The organism is Planctomyces sp. SH-PL14, from assembly GCF_001610835.1.
In the GTDB taxonomy this organism is placed as follows: domain Bacteria; phylum Planctomycetota; class Planctomycetia; order Planctomycetales; family Planctomycetaceae; genus Planctomyces_A.
Genome location: NZ_CP011270.1, coordinates 2,815,198 through 2,835,266, shown reverse-complemented (window position 1 = coordinate 2,835,266; position 20,069 = coordinate 2,815,198). Strand labels below are relative to the sequence as shown.

Sequence of the window (20,069 nt, the reverse complement as noted above, 5' to 3'; positions counted from 1 at the left end):
GAGTTCATCCTCGTTTGTTCTTGCATTGAGTCACCCAGCAAACTCAGACTTGAAGGTATTGCGGAGCCATAGCCGACATCGGAGGTCCACATCGCCATCCCCGGGCCGGGCCGATGCGGAACCGTATTCTCGAAATTGCCGAATCTCCCGCGCGCCTCCGCGTCGAACGGCAACAGCTCGTCGTTCAGCTTCAGGAAGGGAAGCTCACAGCATCCCGCTCGACGACCTCGCCGTTGTCATCGTCGCTCATCCGCAGGTCAGCTACACCCAAGCGGTCCTCACCGAGCTCGTTGCTCACGGCGGAACCCTCGTGACCTGCGACCGCGCCCGCATGCCGGTGGGACTGCTCCTTCCGCTCGACGCCCACTCCACTCAAACGGAACGGTTCCGCGAACAGTTTTCGCTGCCGCTCCCTCGCGCCAAGCGACTCTGGCAGCAGATCGTCCGCGGCAAGATCGCAATGCAGGCGGGCCTCCTGACGGAGACCCATGAGACCGATGCCGGGCTCGCCGCCCTGCTTCCGCTCGTCCGCTCCGGCGACCCGACCAACGTCGAAGGCCGGGCGGCAAGACGCTACTGGACTGCCCTGTTCGGCAGCGACTTCCGCCGTGACCGCGACGCCGCCGACCACAACCGCCTTTTGAACTACGGGTACGCCGTCCTTCGCGCCGCCACAGCCCGCGCGATCTGCGCCGCCGGCCTGCATCCATCGGTCGGACTGCATCACCACAATAAGTACAACAGCTGGTGTCTGGCGGACGACGTCATGGAGCCGTATCGCCCGTTCGTCGACCGGGCCGTCGTTCAGGTCGCATCGGGACGAGAGTCGCTGGCGGAGTTGGACCGCGACATCCGCCAGCAACTCCTCGGTAGCCTGACCCGCCACGTCCGCATCCACCAGCAGATCCGCACACTTTTCGACGCGCTCACTCTCACGGCCCAGTCGCTCGCCCAGGCGATCCAGGAGGCCGGTGCCCAACTCAAGCTTCCGGAGGGTTTCGCGGATGCCCCGGAGTGAACACGCGTTTTCGGGATATAAGGTCGTGTGGCTGTTCGCGATGTTCGACCTTCCTGTGGATGACCGGGCGGCGAAGCGAAACTACGTTCGCTTCCGCAACCTGCTCCTCGACAATGGATTCTCGCAGATGCAGTACTCGGTCTATGCCCGTTGCTGCGACAGTGAGCAGACAGCTGATGCCCACCGCGATAAAATTGTCCGCAAGCTCCCCCGCGACGGCCATGTCCGTCTTCTTATGGTGACAGACCGGCAGTTTGGCAAAATGGAGGTCTACCATGGAAAAACGCGCGCTGCCCCCGAGCCGCAGCCTCAACAATTGCAGCTTTTCTGATTGGCGGCTGCGGTCATCTCGCTGCAGCCGAGAGGATTACGTCAAAGGTAGTGTATCCGAGCGACGCTTCCCTCCGAGCCACAGCGACGGACGTGATTCTGCGCAGCGATCTTTTAGTGTATCCGAGCGACGCTTCCCTCCGAGCCACAGCATCCGCAGTGTCCACCGGGCCGGCAGGTGCAGTGTATCCGAGCGACGCTTCCCTCCGAGCCACAGCTATGTCGGTGACGGGCATTCGGAGTATGTCAGTGTATCCGAGCGACGCTTCCCTCCGAGCCACAGCAACTGAATCGCATCGGACCGAACTGGAAGAAGTGTATCCGAGCGACGCTTCCCTCCGAGCCACAGCTTCTCCCCGGGCATAGTCACAAGACGAAATAGTGTATCCGAGCGACGCTTCCCTCCGAGCCACAGCCATCGTAGAACTGGAAGTGCGTTCGTTCCTAGTGTATCCGAGCGACGCTTCCCTCCGAGCCACAGCGACATCAGGTGGAGGGAGTTCTTGTGCATCAGTGTATCCGAGCGACGCTTCCCTCCGAGCCACAGCGCCACCCACGGCCCAGGAGTCGCCTTCTTCAGTGTATCCGAGCGACGCTTCCCTCCGAGCCACAGCACTTCGAAGATGTTGCCCCCCTCCGCATCCAGTGTATCCGAGCGACGCTTCCCTCCGAGCCACAGCACTTCGGGATCACGGTTGAGAAGCAGTGGGAGTGTATCCGAGCGACGCTTCCCTCCGAGCCACAGCGCGGCGTAGAGGTTCCCGCCGTGGTCTTGGAGTGTATCCGAGCGACGCTTCCCTCCGAGCCACAGCGCAATGCCCCGCCTCTGCCAAACCATTGACAGTGTATCCGAGCGACGCTTCCCTCCGAGCCACAGCAAGTAGGGCGGTGATGTCACGACGCACTGCAGTGTATCCGAGCGACGCTTCCCTCCGAGCCACAGCAGTTCGAGTCGGTCGTACCGTTCCTCGGCCAGTGTATCCGAGCGACGCTTCCCTCCGAGCCACAGCTGCAGAGGCGGCGGCGCTTCACCCGGTCGTAGTGTATCCGAGCGACGCTTCCCTCCGAGCCACAGCTTCGGAGAACGCTGGGCAGGACTGGTTCCGAGTGTATCCGAGCGACGCTTCCCTCCGAGCCACAGCCCTCCGCGTTCCCACACTCGCAGAAGCCAAGGAGCCTCCGAGCCACGCTTCCCTCCGAGCAGCAAAGAGAGGATAACGCTCCCGTGCGAACTGAGAAGTGTATCCAAGCCACTTCGCTCCGGGGAGCTGCGGGATGAGGTCAAGGCTCAGGGGATCCGAGCGTCCCTTAGAACCAGGGCACAGCGGCGGGTGTATTGAGAAATCGCAACCTCCCAGCGGTGCACGCTCCGGGATTGTGGTCGCGTTCTCGGCCCCGTGTTGCGGGCTGACGGCCGAACTCCGTGGTATAAATCAGGAGCGTGCTGTCGAGCAGTCCGCGGGACTTGAGATCGGTGAGCTAGGACCAAGGTTCATAGTCCGCTCAAAGATGGTGTCCCCTCGCGTCTCGCATGACCAGCCTATCGTGTAATTGCGATGTCGGCCTGGCCAGGAAGATCTTGACAGGCTTCGTCTCATCGAGGAATTGTCGTCACCTCGGCCATGCGTTTCAGTGCCGAGCGGAGGCCTGCCGCGGTTCCTTCAAGATCCGGCTCGTTCTGTCCGTGAATCTTACGAGCTATCAAGTGAACGATCCTCGGATGCAAGTCTCGGACCGCTAACAATCGCGTCGTCAGCTCCTCGGGGCGAGTTCCATCGAGCCAGTCGATCGCACTTTGCGAGGCCAAGGCGACGCCTAGTCCGGCCGAGGCAAAGTCCAGGATTGTCTGCCAGCCGCCGGTTTCAATCACCACATCCACCGGTTGTCCGGTGCTCCGGTAGATCCACTGGTCGAACTGCTGCCGCCGGGTCGCGTCGGGCTCGGGAAGAATGAACGGGAGGCCGACGAGATCCCGGGCCGCCGCCGGGCGATCGGTCGGGAGCTCGCCCCATTGCCGGGCCCATGTCGCCTTCGGCCGAGGATTGGCGGCCAAGACCAGGCGATCTTCAAAAAGCGTCTCGACGAAGAGCTCGGTCCGCGCTGTCCGGCGAATGATCGCGGGGGCCTCGGCGACCACCGCCAGATCGAATCGCCCCGCCGCCACCCCCTCGATCCGCGCTTTCGCCCGCGCCGTCGACAGGCGAATCCGCGACTCCGGCTGCTCCTGGAGAAATCGTTCTACAGCACCTTTCACAAAACCGGCCGCCGCCTGCTGGCCGCACGCGAGGGAGACTTCCGGCCGTGAGGGGAGGCTCCCACCGGCGGCAAAAGCCTCCACACGCCGGTACTGGCGGATTAGGTCCGCCGCCACTCCTCGCATTCTTTCCCCTTCGGACGTCAGCAGCCAGCGTTTCCCCTTCAGCAGCAACCAGGGGGGCCGCGAGCCATCCGCGGTCAGCCGACGCAGAGCCGCCAGCCGCTTCGAGACCGTCGGCTGGGAGATCTCCAGCTGGCGTCCCGCGGCAGCGGCGTCCCCGTCGTGGTCGGCGATCGCCACGAACGTTTCGAGCAGTTCGAGCGGAAGATGATTCGGGTTCGACATCCAATTTGACCAGTCTCGCGATTCTTTCAGCTTCCACCTTGCTCGTCCGATGGGCGGCTCGTAGTGTATTCCACAAGTGAATCGAACGGCAAGAAATCACCAAAAGAGAATTGTTCTTTTCCCCAAGGAATGACTCCCATGTCCGAGTACCCCGTTGTGTCGATTGGCGTGGCGTTGATGAAGTTCGATGGTCGGCTGGCTCTGGCCTGGAACGAGCGTTGGGGGGCCTTCGTGTTGCCCATGTCGAAGCTGGACGCCGGCCCTCCGGCGGAGACGCCGGAAGCGGCGGCGGTTCGCGCGGCGGCCGAGGTGTTCCGGCTTCCGGTGTGGGTCGCGACTGGCCAGACGGGGCAGGCGGTCCGCCACACGTGGCGTGGCGGGGCGGACGGGCAGCTGAAGGACTATCAGTTCACCGTCGTGCCGGTGGAGGTCCATCCTGACTTCGCGGCGGCCGCGGCCGGGAGCGATCGCGTCGTGCTGGCGGATGTCGACACGTTGCTGAGAGGGAACTACCACCCGCTCTCTCCCTCGGTGAAGCCAATCCTCACCGCCTGTGTGGAGTGGGGCTGGCTGCCATAGGGGATGTCGATCCGTTCGACAGGGGGACTGCGGACAACGAGGTGTGGACATGCGTGTTTCTGAGTCGGCCTTGGCGTTGTTTACCCGTTCCACGCCCGATGGGACAACGGCGTACCTGACGCAATGGAATGAACGGTGGCGGGCGTATTCCTTGATCGGCGGCCACCGGCGGAAGGGAGAGACGTTCCGTGACTGTTGCGTGCGGGAGGTGACGGAGGAGTTGCGGCTGATGCCGGAGATTGACTTCCAGATCTCCGACCGGCCCGTGACGACCCGGCTCGAATACAAGGCGTTCTCGAAGTCGGCCGGCGCGGAGACGCGATATGCCTTCGAGCTGTTCAGTGGCTGGCTTCGCGACGACGCGGTGGCGACAAGAGTCTTGGAGGCGCCGGAGAACTGCTGGGTGAGCGAGGCGGAGGTCCGCGCCGGACGGACATTGTCCGGGAAGGCGATCGATGCGCAGGTGGCTCGCTCCTTGGACTGGATTGCCGGCCGTGAGTCCGCGGAGTGACGGTCCGCACTCGCTCAACCCCATTGACGCCCGGCTGCCGTCCGATGAGGAACAGTTGTAAGCAACGGATGTCCGCTTTGTGGTACCCGCGTTGAGGACTCCCCCACACCACACCGCCGGCTTTGCAATCGCCGCGGGTTGGTGAGGGGGCATCCCGCACGTTGTCCGCGATTGGACACCAACTCCTTCCGATAGTTCTCGACAGGCCAAGCCTCCGGAGGCCAAGGGGGATTCGCTCCCCTGCACCCGCTGACCAGAGTGCCCCTGGACCCGGTTCGGGCGGCGATGAACGCTTAACATGACGTTCGAGAGCTAACATGATCGTGATCAGTGAATCGAACGACCGAGGGCGCAACATGGCTGTGCGAGTGATCTTCTCGCTCTTGGCGCAAAACAAGCTAGAGCGCCGCGCAGCACCTCTGTTAGCGGAATGTCGCAATGCACTGGAGCCGTTCCTGAGGGACCTGCGACAGAGAATCGAGCTTGTGTTTCCGGACGCGAGCCATGTCGTTGTCCAGCAGGTCTATAAGGGATTCCGGCAGCAGCAGGACGATGAATGCATCTTGGGCGTCGAAGTGACACAGGGAGATCAGACCAGGCCGATGGTCGTCAAGCTGGGAAAGCGAGCCCATACGCCGGGAACAAGGAACCCCCTCGCGGAGGAGTTCGAAAACTGGAACGTTTGCCGGCCGGACGGTGTCCACCACGACTTGGTCCTCATGGGACTCAAAGCCGCTTACCACGGTAGCGACCTGATCGCCCTGATCTACGAAGACGCGCAGCAGATGATCGGCGTCGAGCAGACAGTCCCGCTCGAAGAAGCCCTCCTGGCGTGCGTTCGCGTGGGCGAACCGACTGCTCAGTCCTTGGCCAGCCTGCTGTTCGAGTTATACGAACGGCTGGGCCGCCTCCTGTACTCCCACTCCTTTGACGACGATCCCAAGACATGGCGCGACGAAGTTCGAGAGCCCCGGATCGATCGCCATCTGGTCCGCAATCTGTCGGACTGGGAGGCGCCGGAAGCGCTCCAGCTCCGCTGCGAAGTGACGACCGAGCTGGAGCACCCTCGCTGGAAGGACCAGTTCCACGATCCGGTCTACCAGCTCCGTTACCTGATGGACCACTGGGGGGAGCGGCCGTTTCCGCGGCTGCTGCGCGGGCGGGGGCATGGCGATCTGCACGGCCGCAACATTCTGGTCGGCCGTGTCGAAGACCTGGTCCTGTGGCCCGCCGTCTTCGACTACGGAAACTTGGGGGCGAACAACCTCATCGCCTGGGACTTCGTGAAACTGGAAACAGAGTTCAAGATCCGCGCCTATCCGCGGCTGTTCGTCCATGACCGGTCGTTCTCCCGGGACGTCGTCGAGTTTGAGACGGCTCTGGGAGAAACGAGCCGCGCGGCCCACGGCCACTTCGACTGGCCCCCTCGGGCGGACCTGCCGACGCCCGCGGACCGGCTCAAGTGGCTTCTGCTCAGGATCCGGAACCTCGCCGCGCGGCATCTGAGCCAGTCGAACCGAAGCCAGTTGTGGCGGGCGGAATACGACTTCGTCCTCTCGGTCTACGGACTCAACGCGGTCCGCTTCTCCAACCTGAAACCGGTCGAGCGGAAAGGGGCATACCTCTCGGCCGGATGCGCCGCCGCACGCTATGTCCTGCCGCCGAGGAGTGGAACGGCATGAAGATCCCAACCTATCGAGACGTCATCGCGGAAGCCCGCCTCTACCGGCAGGACTCCGTTCCCGAGCAGCTGCTGCGGGCCGAGGAGATCCTCCTCCGAGGGTTGGCGGACCATCCTTACGCACTGCCGATCGCCGACGAACTGGCGCATGTCCTCGAGCTGCAGGGGCGCGACGATGAGGCCATGCGGCTACTGACGGACCAGAAACGCCGCTTCGGCGGAAGCGAGGAGACGTTGTGCCGCTTCGGCAAGCTCTACAAGAAACGCGCCGCCCGCCTCCGCGTCACCAGCCCCCCTCGGGCGCTGGCGAGCCTGCAGGAGGCTGAGGAAGCCTACCGGCACGCCTACGAGCTCTCGCACTCCTTCTATCCGCGAATCAATCAGCTTACGATGCGGTTCCTTCGCGCGTCGTTGCGGGTCACGCTCGCCCCGCTCTCCGAGAGCCAACCGCTTCTGCGTGAGGTCCGGGAGGACGCCGTCCTCCTGTTGCAAGAGCCAGCCATCTGGCGGCCTCGTCTCGACGACGACAACGTCTGGATCCCCGCCATGGAAGGGGAGACGCATCTCCTGGTGGGGAACTGGCCGAACGCTCGATCCGCCTATGAGGAGGCGCTCCGCGCAGCAGACGGACGCGAATACTACCTTTCCCGGATGTGCGCGCAGGTGGAACTTCTGCGGGACGGCTATCGAGATCTGGCGATCAACGTGGGGAGTCCCTTTGACGATCCGAGACTATTTTTCGGCCTTCCCCCCGAAGGAGGAGTGAGTCAGCCCCTCCGCCTCAAGGCGCCGCTCGTCGTCGAGACGGGCCTCGCCGCCAAGCTACAGCCCAACTCGTCTGTCCTCCCCGGTGTGGAGTCGTCCGAGATCCACGTCTCCACTGGGCTCCAGGCGGCGGCAACCCGGCTCGTCGCACATCAATTGTGGCCGTACGCTCCGCGCCGCGAGTCGGAAGTGGCCCATTATGTTCTTGTCGGCTTTGGAGCGACGGGGCAGGCCCTGGCAGTCGAGCTCGGCCGGCTCGGCCATTTTCCGAACCGCCGCCGCAGCCGACTCACAATTGCGGACGTCGATATCGAATCCTCGGCGAGAGCGTTTCTGGCCCGGTTCTGCCGTTTCACCTCCTGGGACGGGGCGACGATCGGTGTTTCGGCCTTCCTCCCGGAAGCGGACGACTGGAGCTGGAACCGTCATCCGCTTCCGGACGGAATCCGCATCGCCGGAGGCGAAGCGGTCCAGTATGTCACGAACTCCCGCTTCGTCCAACTCGCCTCCGCACGCCTGGATGAACGGTTCGCCCGCCAGCTTGTCGATGAGTTTGCGGAGGAGGCGGTCCGGCCTGTTGTGATCGTTTGCGGTCAGGAGGACCGCGCGAACTTCGAGACGGCGATCCAGCTCCGCGAACTGCTGACGAACCTGGGATGCCGGAAGCCGGTCCCCCTCTTTGTCTGGTTGCCGCGGCAGCCGGAGTTGGCGGCCACGCTCGACCGGGACAAGAACCTGTTTCCCTTCGGGGCGATCCAGGAAGTCCCCAGCGACGGCGATGCCATCGCGTTCTCCCGGGAAGCGATCGGGAAGCACACGCACGAAGAATACGTGCGCCAGAACCCCAGGCTCTCCGACGTGGCCCCCGTACCCTGGCAGCGATTGTCGGAGAAGACCAAAGAGTCCAATCGCTCCGCCGCCGACCACCTCGCGATCAAGCTCGCCGCGGTGGCCGACTTTAAGAGCCACGAGGGGGTTTCGGCCGGGACGGAAGCACCAGGCGTTGGCGAAGGGACTCGGGAGGAACTGGTCCTGGCAGAGATGGAGCACAACCGATGGATGGCGGAACGGCTGCTGGCCGGCTGGAGGTACGGTCCGTCGGGAGTCGACGACCAGGAACGGGCCAACCAGAAGGCGCGCGGCTTGAGTCCGGTGATCGTCCCCTGGCACATCCTACCGCGGGATGAGAAGCTCAAGGACATCCAACAGGTTCGTGCCGCGCTCAAGACCGCGGCCGGGGCGATTCCGCTTCGTGCCGCGTCCCCTCACCGTTGAACGGAGCGTTTTTCAAGCTGGGGAGAGTGGCTGTGGTGTCCCGCGGTCCAGAGGAAGGAGCTCTCCGGGAGCCACGGGACGCCTGGGATCCCGGCGGCCATCGCACACGAGAATTCAGCGATTGCCACCGTGCCGGCGAGTGCGTCGGCCGAGTCGTGGAGAGGACTCGAACACCGTACTCCGCTGTATTCGTCCCTCCGACCACGAATCGTCGAGCGGCCCCCCGCAGGAGTGACGACAGAGTCTGCCAGTCGTAAGATGGCTCACGCGGAGAAGGGGCCTCGCGTGGCGGGTGAGAATCAACGGCGCCAGCCGGACGCGATACGGGGTACTGGCCAGCCTACAATACGTTTCACGTTGGCGTACGGGCCGAAAGAATCTTGCGGGGCACATGTGAGCGGATTGTTCTCACTCGAATTGTTGACGAGCAGAGGACCTCTGCAATTGACACGGAATGCTGCTCGCTACTTTTCTGCGCAGTGCGGGGGCCTGCAGGACGAGAACGGACAGGTGAGGGCCAGACTCGAATACGCCAAGCCGGAATAACGAACCACGACAATCCATCTCTCCGCGGGGGACTGACCGCGGTGCTTGGGGGAAACCTGGACACATGCAGCCGCCAAAGACGCTGAAGTACTTTGCCTTCATCAGCTACAGCCACAGGGATGCAGCGACCGCAGCGTGGCTGCACCGCTCTCTGGAGACGTACCGCGTTCCCCGGAACTTCGTCGGGGCGACCGGTCGCGGCGGCCCCATTCCGGCCCGGTTGTTTCCCATCTTCCGGGACACCGAGGAGATCCCCACTAGCTCCGATCTGGACCAGGTCATCCGACACGCTCTGCGGGAGTCGGCGGCCCTGATCGTGATCTGCTCGCCCGCGGCGGCCGCCTCGCGGTGGGTCAATGAAGAGGTGCGGCTCTTCAAGCAGCTGTATCCCGAGCGCCCGGTCCTCCCCCTGATCGCGGCGGGCGAGCCCAATGTCTCGGACAAGAACCGCGCCTCGTTGAAGGAGTGCTTTCCCCCGGCACTACGGCATCCGGTCAGCCCAGCGGGTAAGCTCATCGAGACGCGGCGGGTCGAGCCGATCGGGGCCGATATCCGCTCCCACGCGGATACCAAAGCCACGGCGCTGATGCGGCTCGTCGCGGGGCTGACCGGCTTGGCCTTCGACAGCCTCCGCCAGCGGGATCGTCAACGGAGGCGGAAACAGCAATGGACCGTCGGGATCAGCAGTCTGGCCCTGTCGGCCGTGGTCGTTGGCCTTCTGATCTATGCCGGCGCCTCCCGGCAGCAAGCGGAGGTTCTGCAGAACCAGCTCACCTCCGCCAGCGACACGCTGACCGAGCGGACCGAGCAGCTCAGCCAACGGGACGACGATCTCGTGCGGAGCAAGAAGCAGCTCGCCACCAGTGAGTCGGGCCGTTTCGAGGAGGAATACGTCAACGACATCCGCAGCCTGCCGGGGCTGTGGGAGGATGGCCGTGTTGATCTGATGCGGAGGCGGCTGGATCGCTACCTGCCCGGGAAGCTGCCGACCGACACTCCCGACCTGCGAGGATTCGAGTGGCATTACTGGAACCGGCTGACGCGCGGCGCGGGGATCTCGTTGCGGGGAGAATCGCGGCTGGAAGGGCTCGTCTGGTCGGCGGACTCCGCCTTCGTGTATGGCGTCACCGCGAAGCAGGAGCTGGTCCGCTGGAACGTCGCGTCCGGAGCGCGTGAGATCCTCCGCGACAGTGAGACCCACACGACCGGTATCGGAATCGATCCCACGGGGGCGCGAATCGCGGTCCTGTCCCAAAAGGAGCGTCCGGGGGCGTTGCAGCTTCTGTCGGCGGACGACCTCGCCACTCGGGTGACCATCCAACCGAGAGTGTATCCTTTCATGAGTGTCGCGTTTCGGGCCGACGGAGAACTCATCGCGACGGCCGATGTCGCAGGGGGAATCGAACTGTGGAACTCTAAAACGGGAGAGCAGGTTCTCAACCTGACTCAGAACCGGACTTCCCGCCGCAATCCCCTCGCACCCACGCAGTTCCTCGACCGCCACGACGGGCCAGTGACGTGCCTGGCTTACAGTCCGGATGGCGGGCACGTCGCAAGCGGAGGCATGGACGGCTCTCTGGGGATCTGGAACACCCGGTCTGGGAAGTGTGAATACCTCCGCCAGCTCGGCAGCGGCGCACCGCTGTGGGGGCTGGCGTACAGCGCGGATGGGACCAGAATCGTCACTCGGTCGAGTCCGACCAGAGGAGGACATCGAGATCAGGAGTCGCTGCCAGGGGAGCTACTGGTCTGGGACCCGCAAACGAAATCGGAGCTGCATCGGCAGCAGTTCCCTGCCGAGGTTCCGGTCGAGCAACCGTCGTTCGCGGGAGGCATGGGACTGGGAGCGATCTTCCTGAATGACGACCAGCAGGTGGCGAGCGCCGAGGGACATCTCGTTCATCTCTGGGATTCCGCGCTCGATGCCGATCCGCTGCCGAAGAAGGGTCATGCGGCGCGGATCACCCACGTCCGGGCCGCCCCGGACGGCCAGCGTCTCGCCAGTGCCGATGAGTCGGGAGAAGTCCTCGTCTGGGACGCGCAGGCGTCCGCGCTGGGAGCCCCGCTCGTGGAAACCGACTTCCCGGGCCGGGGGCTGGCTCTGGGGGATGCGCCGGGGAACTATGCGGTCCTCCGCGATCGCGGCGTCTCGGTTTTGGGCAGCGGCAAGGAAGAACCGGCGGAGGAGCGGCAACTGCTTCTCTACCGCGACGGCCTGACTGTCCCGCTGGACCAGGCGAGCGGTCACTTTCGGGATGTCGCCTCCTCGGCAGATGGCTGCTGGATCGCCGTTGCCGCGGAGGCGAAAGTTGTCGTCTGGGACGCACGAACGGGAAAGCAGCACTCTGAAATCGGTGTGGCCGCGCCCAAAAGACCGATGTCATCGGACGAGTTCCCCGAGATCCGGGCCGTCGCGTTCTCCGGGAGCGATTCCCTCTGCTTCTTGGACCGCAAGACCGCCTGGAAGGTCGACATCGCCAGCGGTGCGCGGACCGAGCTTCCCATCCGCCAAACCGCGATCCCGGACTTGTCCGGGGATGCCTACTCCGGGTTGGGATTCACACTGGCGCCGGCGGCGATTGTCCGGTTGGCGTTCGATTCACAAGGGAGTGTCGCGGCCCTGGGGATGGGCTCGGGGGACGTAGTGATCTGCGACACGCGCGACTGGAAAGAACTGGCCACGCTCCGCGGACACCGCCGGGGCATCACCGGCCTCACGTTCTCCCCCGACGGGAAACGGCTGGTGAGCTGCAGCGGTCGCCACATCATCGGCGGTCACCTGGAGACCAATCATGGCCCGGGAGAAATCATCGTGTGGGGGACCGGGCACTGGAAGGAGTGTCTGCGGATCACGGCGGACAACGACTATGAGTTCTCAGGGGTCGCGCTCGACGGGACGAATCAGCATCTCGTGGCCGTGGGAAACCGCTTGAATCCCACATCGAGACGGCTGCCGACCGGACAGCTCCTGGCATGGAATACGGCCGAATCGCTTCCCCCGTCCCTGGAACGGCTGGCCCGTACCGTCCGCGAAGCGTCCGAGGATGAACCGCAGCCAGAGCCCATGCCTCCTGCGGCTCCCGTCGGGAAAGCCCCGGCCCCTCCCCCGTTCGTTCCGGGATTCGCCGGACCGGTCGCCCCGCCCCGTGGCCTCGCTCCGTCACAGCCGCGTGGCCCTACTCCGCCGCCTGGTGCCAGGCCCCCCTCTCCGGTCCCCGCCCCTGCGGTCCAGCGAGGTCAAGCCGCCCGCGGGCTCGCGGGAACGGAACTGCGATGGAGCAGCCTGGGGATCGCCAAGGGGGGGCACGTCGGATTCACGTCGATCGCCGTTCACCCCGCAATCAATCAGGTGGCCGCGGTCAGCGTCCTCGGAGACCTTGTGGTCTGGGATGTCCGCTCCAAGGCGATTCGCCTTGAGCGCCGCCTGGGGGAGAACTGGGGATGGCGGATCTGGTACTCCACCGACGGAGAGCGGCTGTTCGGCACAGACTACCCGTTCGGACGTGAGTCGGTCATGGTCGATGTCGCCAGCGGCAAGCTGACGAATCTTGAGCGTGAAATGGGGGTGACGATTGCCGCCAACCAGACATTTGGCAAGCTGACGACGCTGGAGTCGCCGTTCAACGGCGGCCTTCGGCTGATGGAAGAGGGGCAACCGGTTGAGATGCCCGCGCTGAGCAAACTGTTCGCTCGCAGTGGACTCTTTGCCGCAGGCGGTTCACTGCTCGCGATTCCGACCGACAAGGAGCTGGTTGTCGTCTCACCCGGCTATCGTAAGGTCCTCTTTTCGGCGGCGTTGAGGAACGAGACGGGAGCGGCCGACGAGGCGCCTCTCTACGGGTTCTCGCTCGACCAGACGACCGCCTACGTCGCCAGCGTCGAAGGGGGCGGAAAGGAGACGCACGTTCTGCGGCAGTACCGCCTTCCCGCCGGCGACCTCCAGCCCGAGACTGTCCCGCTTCGCTGGCCGGTTGCCATCAGTCCGGATCGCGCCGCCTGTCTGGAGCAGGAGTCCGGCCGCAGTTCCGGAACGATCTTCTCGCGGTCGCTGGCGGAGGGAAAGCGATCGGAGCAGCCCTGCGCGGTAGAGCCCGATTTCCGCGGGGCGGAGTTCTTCCGCGACGGGATTCACTTCGCGACCTTCGGCGGCCAGTACTCGATTCACATCTGGAGCCGGTTTGCCCCCGCGATCGCTCCCTGAAAGTGGCCCGGACGCCCCGTCTCATCCCGCCGCGCGGGAGGGGGGCCGACCGGGCGTCCGTCTCCGGTCTCTGGCGAGCGCCCGGCCGAATCGGGAACCGCGGCCGTCCCGTAGCGCCTGGACGATGAGCGTCGTCACCACCAAGACGCCGAAGTGCAGCGCGAGCATCTGGCATGCGGATTTCGTCGACCACTCCTTGGCGCCGAGCCCGGTCACTAGCTTTTCATCCAGGCAGGGAATCAGAGCCCGCATGCCCCAGAAGGTCGTGATAAACGCCTCGCTGAAGGTCTCCAGCATTCCGGACAACTGCGAAATCACGCCGGCCAGGATGATCTGCGGAATGAGAACGAGGGGGACCAGGGTGACCGCCTGTTCTTCCGTCTTAGCCAGCGACGAGAGGAGCAGCCCCATGGCCGTTCCGGTGACATTCAAAAGGGCGAAGATGCCGGCGTAAGTAAGCACGTTTCCCGAAAAGGCGGTGGCCATGTGGACCACCAGCAGGAGCAGCATGCTCTGCGTGACTCCGATCACCCCCAGCAGGATCAGCTTGGACGCGTAGTAGGCGCTTGGCAGGAGGTTGACGTCCACTTCCCGGCTGAAGATCACGCGCTCCTTGATGATCTCGGTGGCGGAATTGTTGCAGCCGAACCAGAAGGTCGACACCGCCATCAGGAAGAGCAGGCTGCGGGAGTTGAGCGCAATCTCCGGCAGGTTGGCGTTGTCGACGGTCAGATCGCCGAACAGCAGGCTCAGGAGAGCCGCCACCAGCAGGCACTGCCCCATCATCAGGAGCAGCGATCGGGAGTCCGCCATCCGGATCCGGAAGTAGCGGGACGTGAGCAGCACCAGCTGGTAGCGAAACAGCTTCGCCCGCTCCCGGAGCGCGGACGCGCGCCGCGGAACGGGCTCCTCCCACGACTCGTCGGGCGGCATGCGGGCGTCGATGTACTTGGAATAGCAAGGATGCGCTTCGAACCTCTGCTGCCACACCTCGGCCGGAGCCTCCGCCAGCTTCTCATAGATGTCACCCAGGTAGCGGACCTGAAAGTAACTGAGCCCCTCAGCGGGAGGCCCGAGGAACGCCAGTTTCCCCCCCACCGTCAGAACGACGATCAGGTCGCAGTTCTGCTCGACGTTGGCGACGCTGTGCGTGATGCAGACCACCGTCTTGCCTTCATCGGCGACCTTGCGGAAGAGCTGCATCATCTCCCGGTCCGTCTGCTCATCCAGCCCACTCGTGACCTCGTCCAGAAACAGCAGGCTGGGGCGGCTGATGATCTCGTTTGCCAGGCTGGCTCGTTTGAGCTGGCCGCCGCTCAAGTCCCGGATGCGGACCGCCCGGCGGTGCGTCAGTCCCACGCTCTCGAGGAGGGTACGGATGGTCGTGCGGATCTCGGTGGACGTCGTGTCGGCGGGGAGCCGCAATCGGGCGGTGTAGTTCAGTGCGACCTCCACAGGCAGAAGGTCGTGCATCACGTCCTTCTGGTGCACGACGGCGATGTCACGTTTCAGCGCTTCAAAGTTCAGGTACAGATCTTCCTGGTTGAGCGTCACGGAACCGCTCGTTGCGGGGACCCGCGCACTGAGAGCGGACAGGAGCGTCGACTTCCCGGAGCCGCTGGGCCCGAGCAGGCAGACGAACTCCTTCGGACGGATGACGAGATTGATGCCGTCGAGCAGAGTCAGCGGCTTTCCCGTCAAGCGGTCTGGGACGATCCGCCGGATGCTGCGGCCCACCAGTTCAACGTTGTTCGCCCGCGACTTCGCAATCAGATTCTGGCCGTCGCAAACAAAGGACATCGGTCCGATGTCAATCCGATCGCCAGGCTTGAGTGCTGTGACGGTCTCGATTTGTCGCCCGTTGTGAAAGGTCCCGTTTGTACTCTTTAGATCAGTGATCTCGATCCGGCCATGCTTCGACTGGACCTGGGCGTGGATGCGCGAGACGTTAGGGTCATCCACCAGGATCTGGACCTGGCCCTTGTCTCTGCCGATGAGGAGCTGGCCGTGAACGGCGATGGAACCACTCGGCATAGACGACGAGGAGGACTCCGTCGTCGAGGCTCCAATCTGCGTCGGCGGGCCACAGGGCGCCGCCGAAAGTGCCGTCGACGTAGCCATCAGCTGCGCTTCGTCACTGAAACCGAGCGTTCCGGCGACGACGTGTTCGGCGGTCCGGAACTCGAACTGCAACGCGTCAACTTGGATGACGTCGCCGTGTGCCAGGACGATCGGAGCGACGACCGGAGCGCCGTTGTGAACCGTCGAATTGTGCTTTGAGAGGTTCTCGATGAGCCACTGATCCTGCTGCCGCAGGAGCCGAAACTGCTGCCTTGAGCACGCACTGTTCGTAACGGGCAGGTCCGCGTCAGGGCTCCGCCCAACAACGAACTGCTCGAAGGAGATCAGCGAATGGAGTCTGCCCGTCGCGATTTCAAAAAGGGCTGGACAGGCCGAAGCGGTCAACGGTTTCATCTGACATTGCCCTCTTCACATTGTGCAGACCAGGGTCAGGCATCGGGCCGCCCAGAGGACTGCCAAGTCGTCAGGAGGGAGAACTCGCGAGGCGCAGACGGCCCGACAGCCCGAGAAGGGATGGTAGTCGGGGCATCATTCGAGAACCACGGTTCGAGGCCTTCGACGCCCCGGTTCAGGCGATTCAATTCCGCGGAGACTTCGTCCCTTCCGCCGACACGGGAGAGCGTTGTCCTTGAGCCGCGCCCAAGGCGATCTTCATTGAAGAATTCGGCATCGCCTCCCCTCAATCAGCCTTGCCGACCATTGGGTGCTGCTCGCGACATTCCCCTGCAATCGAGTCACGGCGTGTGGTCGGATGCCCTCTCAGCAGTCTGTTCATTCCATTCAGGAATTCATCTTTGGTCGGCCGCATTCGCGGGCAGAAATGCCTTTGTTTAGCGATCTTGGTTCGTTACCCTGTGCAGGTGCTGATGGTGCGCTAGCGGGATCAGCGTTTGGGCCTAGGGCATTTTCAATAGTTGAACAGCGTGTGAGAGTCGGCAATGCTCCATAGCCGGGGATTCAGCGTTCTTGATTCATCAGCATCGCGCCGGTGGGTGCAACTGCTGACACTGTCATTCGTCGGAATTGTCCTAACCGGATCGCTCTGGGCGCAATCTCCGCCCACTTCCAAGCCGTCGTTCTCCAAGGGACCTCTGGAGCAGGCCATCGACGCCGCGTTTCAGCGGGCCAAGTCAGCCGACCAAGCCGTCGAGTCGCTGGCCATTCTGGAAGCCCTGTTGCAGGACAAAGGGCTGAGTTCCACTCAGCGGAAGAAGATTGAACTGGAACTAGGGGCCTGGAAAGAACGGGCGGGCAATAAGCTGGTCCGGAATGGGAACGACTGGGTCACAGTCGAAGTGAACGCCGAACGGATCAAGGAAGCCAACTTCCTGGTTGAGAAAGCCCTGGTCGATCTGGCAGCAAAGGACTACCGCTCGTGTAAGGAGGGGTTGGAGAAAGCCAGCCGGGTCAATGAGAATGGCATTCAGGCAGACTTCCTGTTGGGGATGCTCAACACTCCCGCATACGCGAACTCGCCCGAGACCGGTGAGCGGCATTTTCGAAAGGTGTTAAATCGGTGTGAGGATCACATTCCGTCTCTGAACAATCTGGCTCTATGCTGCATTCGACAGAAAAAACTTGCGCCGGCCATTGACGCGTGGCGTCGACTCGCGGAATTGGCCCCCGAAACTCCCGAGCTGGCTTATAACGTCGTCCACCTGATGGCAGAGTCGGCCAACTCCGTGATTCCCTTGACGACCACTGAGCGTCGCCGCTTTGAAGCCCTCCTGGTCGGAGTTCCGCCGGGATCGATTCCATCCGCGGAAAGCACAAAGGACGGCTGGCGTTATATGTATCTGGCGGTGCCGCGGAGTGATGTTCCTTCAGGGAGCAGCGAGCCCTCAAGCGGGCTCATGCTGGAAACGGGCCTGGGAAACGGTTTCGTCATCGCGCCAGGATTGGTTGTCACCAGCCGGGAGCTGCTGGGAAATGCGGTGACGGTCAAGATCTCGTCCCCGACGACATCCGGAGAGCTCGACGCCGAGTTGGTCGGCGCTTCGGGGTTTCGCGATGTGGCGCTGCTCCGCTGCACCGCCCTGAAGGCCCCTCCCGTCTGGATGGCCAGCGCCGCGCCGAGCAAGGGGGCCAATGTTGTGGCGATGGGCCGGTCCCGAGCCTCGGTAGACGCGGCGGATGCCGAAGTGTTGAAATGCAAGATTGCCATGCTTCCGACGACGGAAGCGGAGGGGCTGATGCTGCTGGATGCTCCGTCGGCCTTTTTTGGCGGTCCGATTCTGGACGAGGGGGGGCATGTGGTTGGCATGAGGAGCTCCGGATTCAAGCTCCCCGCCGATCGCATCGGCGCGGTCCCAACGTCCGATCTTCTGGCGTTCGCCAAGATGGTCGATGCTTCCTTCGCACCGTCAACGGCCCCGATTCCTCGGGTCGACGAGGAGAGGCTGGCAGTCTTTTCGAAGGCAATAGTCACGATCCGCTGTTACCAGCCGGTCGTTCCCATGGATTCGCCGAACGGAGACAGCGTCACGGCCCGCTGGCTCGCAGACCCGGTTTGCAACCTCTGCAACGGTCCGAAGTTTTTGAACTGCCATGCCAGAGGATGCCAGCGGGGCAAGATCGCCAGGACGAGGAACGTCGTTGCGGGCAAGGATCCGGTTTTGGGAAAGGACATCATCAAGCCGGTCACGGAGTACTTCCCGTGTGGTACCTGCAATGGGTCCGGCAAGATTCCCTGCCCGCGGTGTCGATGACCCTTTCTCACGGCCGATTCCGAATCGCCTCCGCGCTTCCGCCTCCCACTCTCCCCGCCGGCCCCGTTTTGGCAGTGTCGTCACCAGCCGTGTTCAGGCTCGCGATGGCTTCGATGTGTAGCGACCTTTGAAGATTGCCAAGCGGCGCTGGTGGTTTCCAGGGACGGGGGCGGCCAGCGACCGGGGCCCCGATTGCAGTTGTCCGGTGCGGACGATAGAAGGTTTCAAGCGGGAGATCGGCTCATCCTAGCATCAACGGCCTCCGTGAGCCGGCATCCGGGAGCCGGCGAAGCGGATCGGATGCTCCGGGGGAGGTTGCTCCGGAGTATGGGTGGGCTCATCTCGAGCGTGTGTCTCGCTCTGCGTGAGCAGGGCCTTTGGGGCGGAGAGGGAATTCTGCCCACGGGTCGGGCTCGGAACGGTTGTCGCCGGCGACGGGTATCCTTGATCGAGAAGTGACTTTCATGTCCACAGCCACGCCACTCCTGCCTCGCGTCACATGCCCGCAGTGCTGGCACAAGTTCCAGCCCGAGGACGTGCTGTGGATCAGCGAGCATCAGGACCTGTTCAATCTCGACAGTCGCGTTCCCAACGCCCAGCTTCGCTTTCTCCCGAGTCGCTTCTCCCCCAACGCCGAGGCGATCGACCCCCGCGGCTTCCCCTGCCATCGTCTGGCCTGCCCGAGATGCCATCTCGAAGTGGCCCGACCGATGATGGAACTGCAGACCTTCTTTCTCTCCATCATCGGTGCCCCCTCCAGCGGCAAGAGCTACTTTCTGGCAGCAATGTCCCGCCAGTTGCGGCGGATGCTCCCGATCAAGTTCGCCACCGCGTTCGCGGACGCGGACGCCACGTTTAACATGCGGCTGAAGCAGTACGAGCAGAGCCTGTTCGCCAACCCGCGTCCCGATCAACTCCAGGAAATGCAGGAGCTGATTCTCAAAACTCAGACGACGGGAGACGAATACGGGTACGCGGCGGTGAACTATGGCAATCAGTCCGTGATGTACGCCCTTCCGTATCTGTTCACGATGCGGTTGCAGGAGAACCACCCCAACATCGAGCGGCGGGGATTTGGCCGGACGATCTGCCTGTTCGACAACGCGGGGGAAAGTTTCCTGCCCGGTCAGGAGAAGGCCTCGGCCCCGGTGACCCGGCACCTGGCGGAAGCCAGCATGCTGTTCTTCGTTTTCGATCCGCTCCAGGACAGCCGCTTCCGGCGGCTCGATGAATCGCTGAATGAAGGGGTGACGGACAAGTCGCACCTGGGCTCGCAGGAAGGGGTGTTCGAAGAGGCGGCCACCCGGATCCGCCGGTTTGCCGGACTGGCGACCAACCAGAAGTACAACAGGCCCGTGACGGTCATCGTCACCAAGTGCGACCGCTGGCTGCACCTAGTCTTTGACAATCCGCGCGATCTTTCAGCGTACGCCCATGCCGCTTGGACTTCGCCGGACGGGACCTCGCGGCCGCAACTGGGAATGGACACGACGCTGATCGACAAGGTGTCGCAGCGGATCCGTAAGCTGCTGATTTCGACGTGCACGGAGATCGTCAGTGCCGCGGAGAACTTCTCGAAGCAGGTCCGGTACATCCCGGTCAGCGCCACGGGATGGAGCACGCATGTCGATGCGGCAACGGGCCGCCCCATGATGCGCCCCGGGGAAGTCGAGCCGTTCTGGGCGGAGGTCCCGTTCCTGTATGCCATGGCGAACAGCTCGCTAGGGCTGATTCCCAAGATTCGCGCCGGAAAACTGGAGCTGTGACGGCA

The 20,069-nt window shown here is 63.7% G+C and carries 12 protein-coding genes, 1 pseudogene and 1 CRISPR repeat array; of the genes and pseudogenes, 9 read left to right on the top strand and 4 right to left on the bottom strand.

Annotation, left to right across the window (positions count from 1 at the left end):
• The first annotated feature begins 25 nt into the window (after positions 1–25).
• Both cas1 and cas2 read left to right on the top strand, forming a co-directional pair.
• On the top strand, positions 26–1,018 hold the full coding sequence (gene cas1, locus VT03_RS11110; RefSeq protein WP_315850210.1) for a type II CRISPR-associated endonuclease Cas1: 993 nt from the start codon (positions 26–28) through the stop codon (positions 1,016–1,018).
• Positions 1,019–1,043: 25 nt separating this feature from the next.
• Positions 1,044–1,349, top strand: a complete 306-nt coding sequence (gene cas2 / locus VT03_RS11105) for a CRISPR-associated endonuclease Cas2 (protein ID WP_156514418.1) — start codon at positions 1,044–1,046, stop codon at positions 1,347–1,349.
• Positions 1,350–1,398: 49 nt separating this feature from the next.
• Positions 1,399–2,490: direct repeats of the CRISPR family, unit length 36 nt; unit sequence AGTGTATCCGAGCGACGCTTCCCTCCGAGCCACAGC.
• 166 nt (positions 2,491–2,656) lie between these two features.
• Here cas2 and VT03_RS11100 read toward each other — a convergent pair.
• Positions 2,657–2,815 (bottom strand): annotated as a pseudogene (locus tag VT03_RS11100) (DUF1501 domain-containing protein); the annotation flags it as partial.
• Positions 2,816–2,942: 127 nt separating this feature from the next.
• Positions 2,943–3,950, bottom strand: a complete 1,008-nt coding sequence (locus VT03_RS11095) for a substrate-binding domain-containing protein (RefSeq protein WP_075093044.1) — start codon at positions 3,948–3,950, stop codon at positions 2,943–2,945.
• Between the two features lie 138 nt (positions 3,951–4,088).
• Between VT03_RS11095 and VT03_RS11090 the strand changes: the two genes are divergently transcribed.
• Together VT03_RS11090 and VT03_RS11085 are read left to right on the top strand one after the other, a co-directional pair.
• Positions 4,089–4,529, top strand: coding sequence for a hypothetical protein (locus VT03_RS11090; protein WP_075093043.1), 441 nt, complete (start codon positions 4,089–4,091; stop codon positions 4,527–4,529).
• Between the two features lie 49 nt (positions 4,530–4,578).
• Positions 4,579–5,040 (top strand): NUDIX domain-containing protein, encoded by a 462-nt coding sequence (locus VT03_RS11085; protein ID WP_075093042.1) that lies wholly within the window; start codon positions 4,579–4,581, stop codon positions 5,038–5,040.
• A 422-nt stretch (positions 5,041–5,462) separates the two neighbouring features.
• Here the strand turns inward: VT03_RS11085 and VT03_RS33400 are convergent, their stop codons facing one another.
• Positions 5,463–5,672, bottom strand: a complete 210-nt coding sequence (locus VT03_RS33400; protein WP_156514417.1) for a hypothetical protein — start codon at positions 5,670–5,672, stop codon at positions 5,463–5,465.
• An 87-nt stretch (positions 5,673–5,759) separates the two neighbouring features.
• On the opposite strand from VT03_RS33400, the gene VT03_RS11080 reads away from it, so the two are divergent.
• The 3 genes from VT03_RS11080 (at position 5,760) to VT03_RS11070 (ending at position 13,508) form a co-directional block, all read left to right on the top strand.
• Positions 5,760–6,722, top strand: coding sequence for a hypothetical protein (locus VT03_RS11080; protein ID WP_156514416.1), 963 nt, complete (start codon positions 5,760–5,762; stop codon positions 6,720–6,722).
• A complete protein-coding gene (locus VT03_RS11075) occupies positions 6,719–8,761 on the top strand; it encodes a tetratricopeptide repeat-containing protein (protein WP_075093040.1) in 2,043 nt (680 codons plus the stop codon). Before VT03_RS11080 ends, VT03_RS11075 begins: the two co-directional genes overlap by 4 nt.
• Before the next feature lie 610 nt (positions 8,762–9,371).
• Positions 9,372–13,508: a TIR domain-containing protein gene (locus VT03_RS11070; RefSeq protein ID WP_075093039.1), complete on the top strand. Its 4,137-nt coding sequence runs from the start codon at positions 9,372–9,374 to the stop codon at positions 13,506–13,508.
• A gap of 21 nt (positions 13,509–13,529) precedes the next feature.
• On the opposite strand, the gene VT03_RS11065 is transcribed toward VT03_RS11070, so the two are convergent.
• The gene (locus VT03_RS11065) at positions 13,530–15,983 is read right to left on the bottom strand and encodes an FHA domain-containing protein (protein ID WP_075093038.1); all 2,454 of its coding nucleotides are present in this window, start codon (positions 15,981–15,983) and stop codon (positions 13,530–13,532) included.
• Positions 15,984–16,582: 599 nt separating this feature from the next.
• Here VT03_RS11065 and VT03_RS11060 point away from each other — a divergent pair.
• Both VT03_RS11060 and VT03_RS11055 read left to right on the top strand, forming a co-directional pair.
• The gene (locus tag VT03_RS11060; RefSeq protein WP_075093037.1) at positions 16,583–18,298 is read left to right on the top strand and encodes a trypsin-like peptidase domain-containing protein; all 1,716 of its coding nucleotides are present in this window, start codon (positions 16,583–16,585) and stop codon (positions 18,296–18,298) included.
• A gap of 464 nt (positions 18,299–18,762) precedes the next feature.
• Positions 18,763–20,064 (top strand): hypothetical protein, encoded by a 1,302-nt coding sequence (locus tag VT03_RS11055; RefSeq protein ID WP_075093036.1) that lies wholly within the window; start codon positions 18,763–18,765, stop codon positions 20,062–20,064.
• The last annotated feature ends 5 nt before the right edge of the window (positions 20,065–20,069 follow it).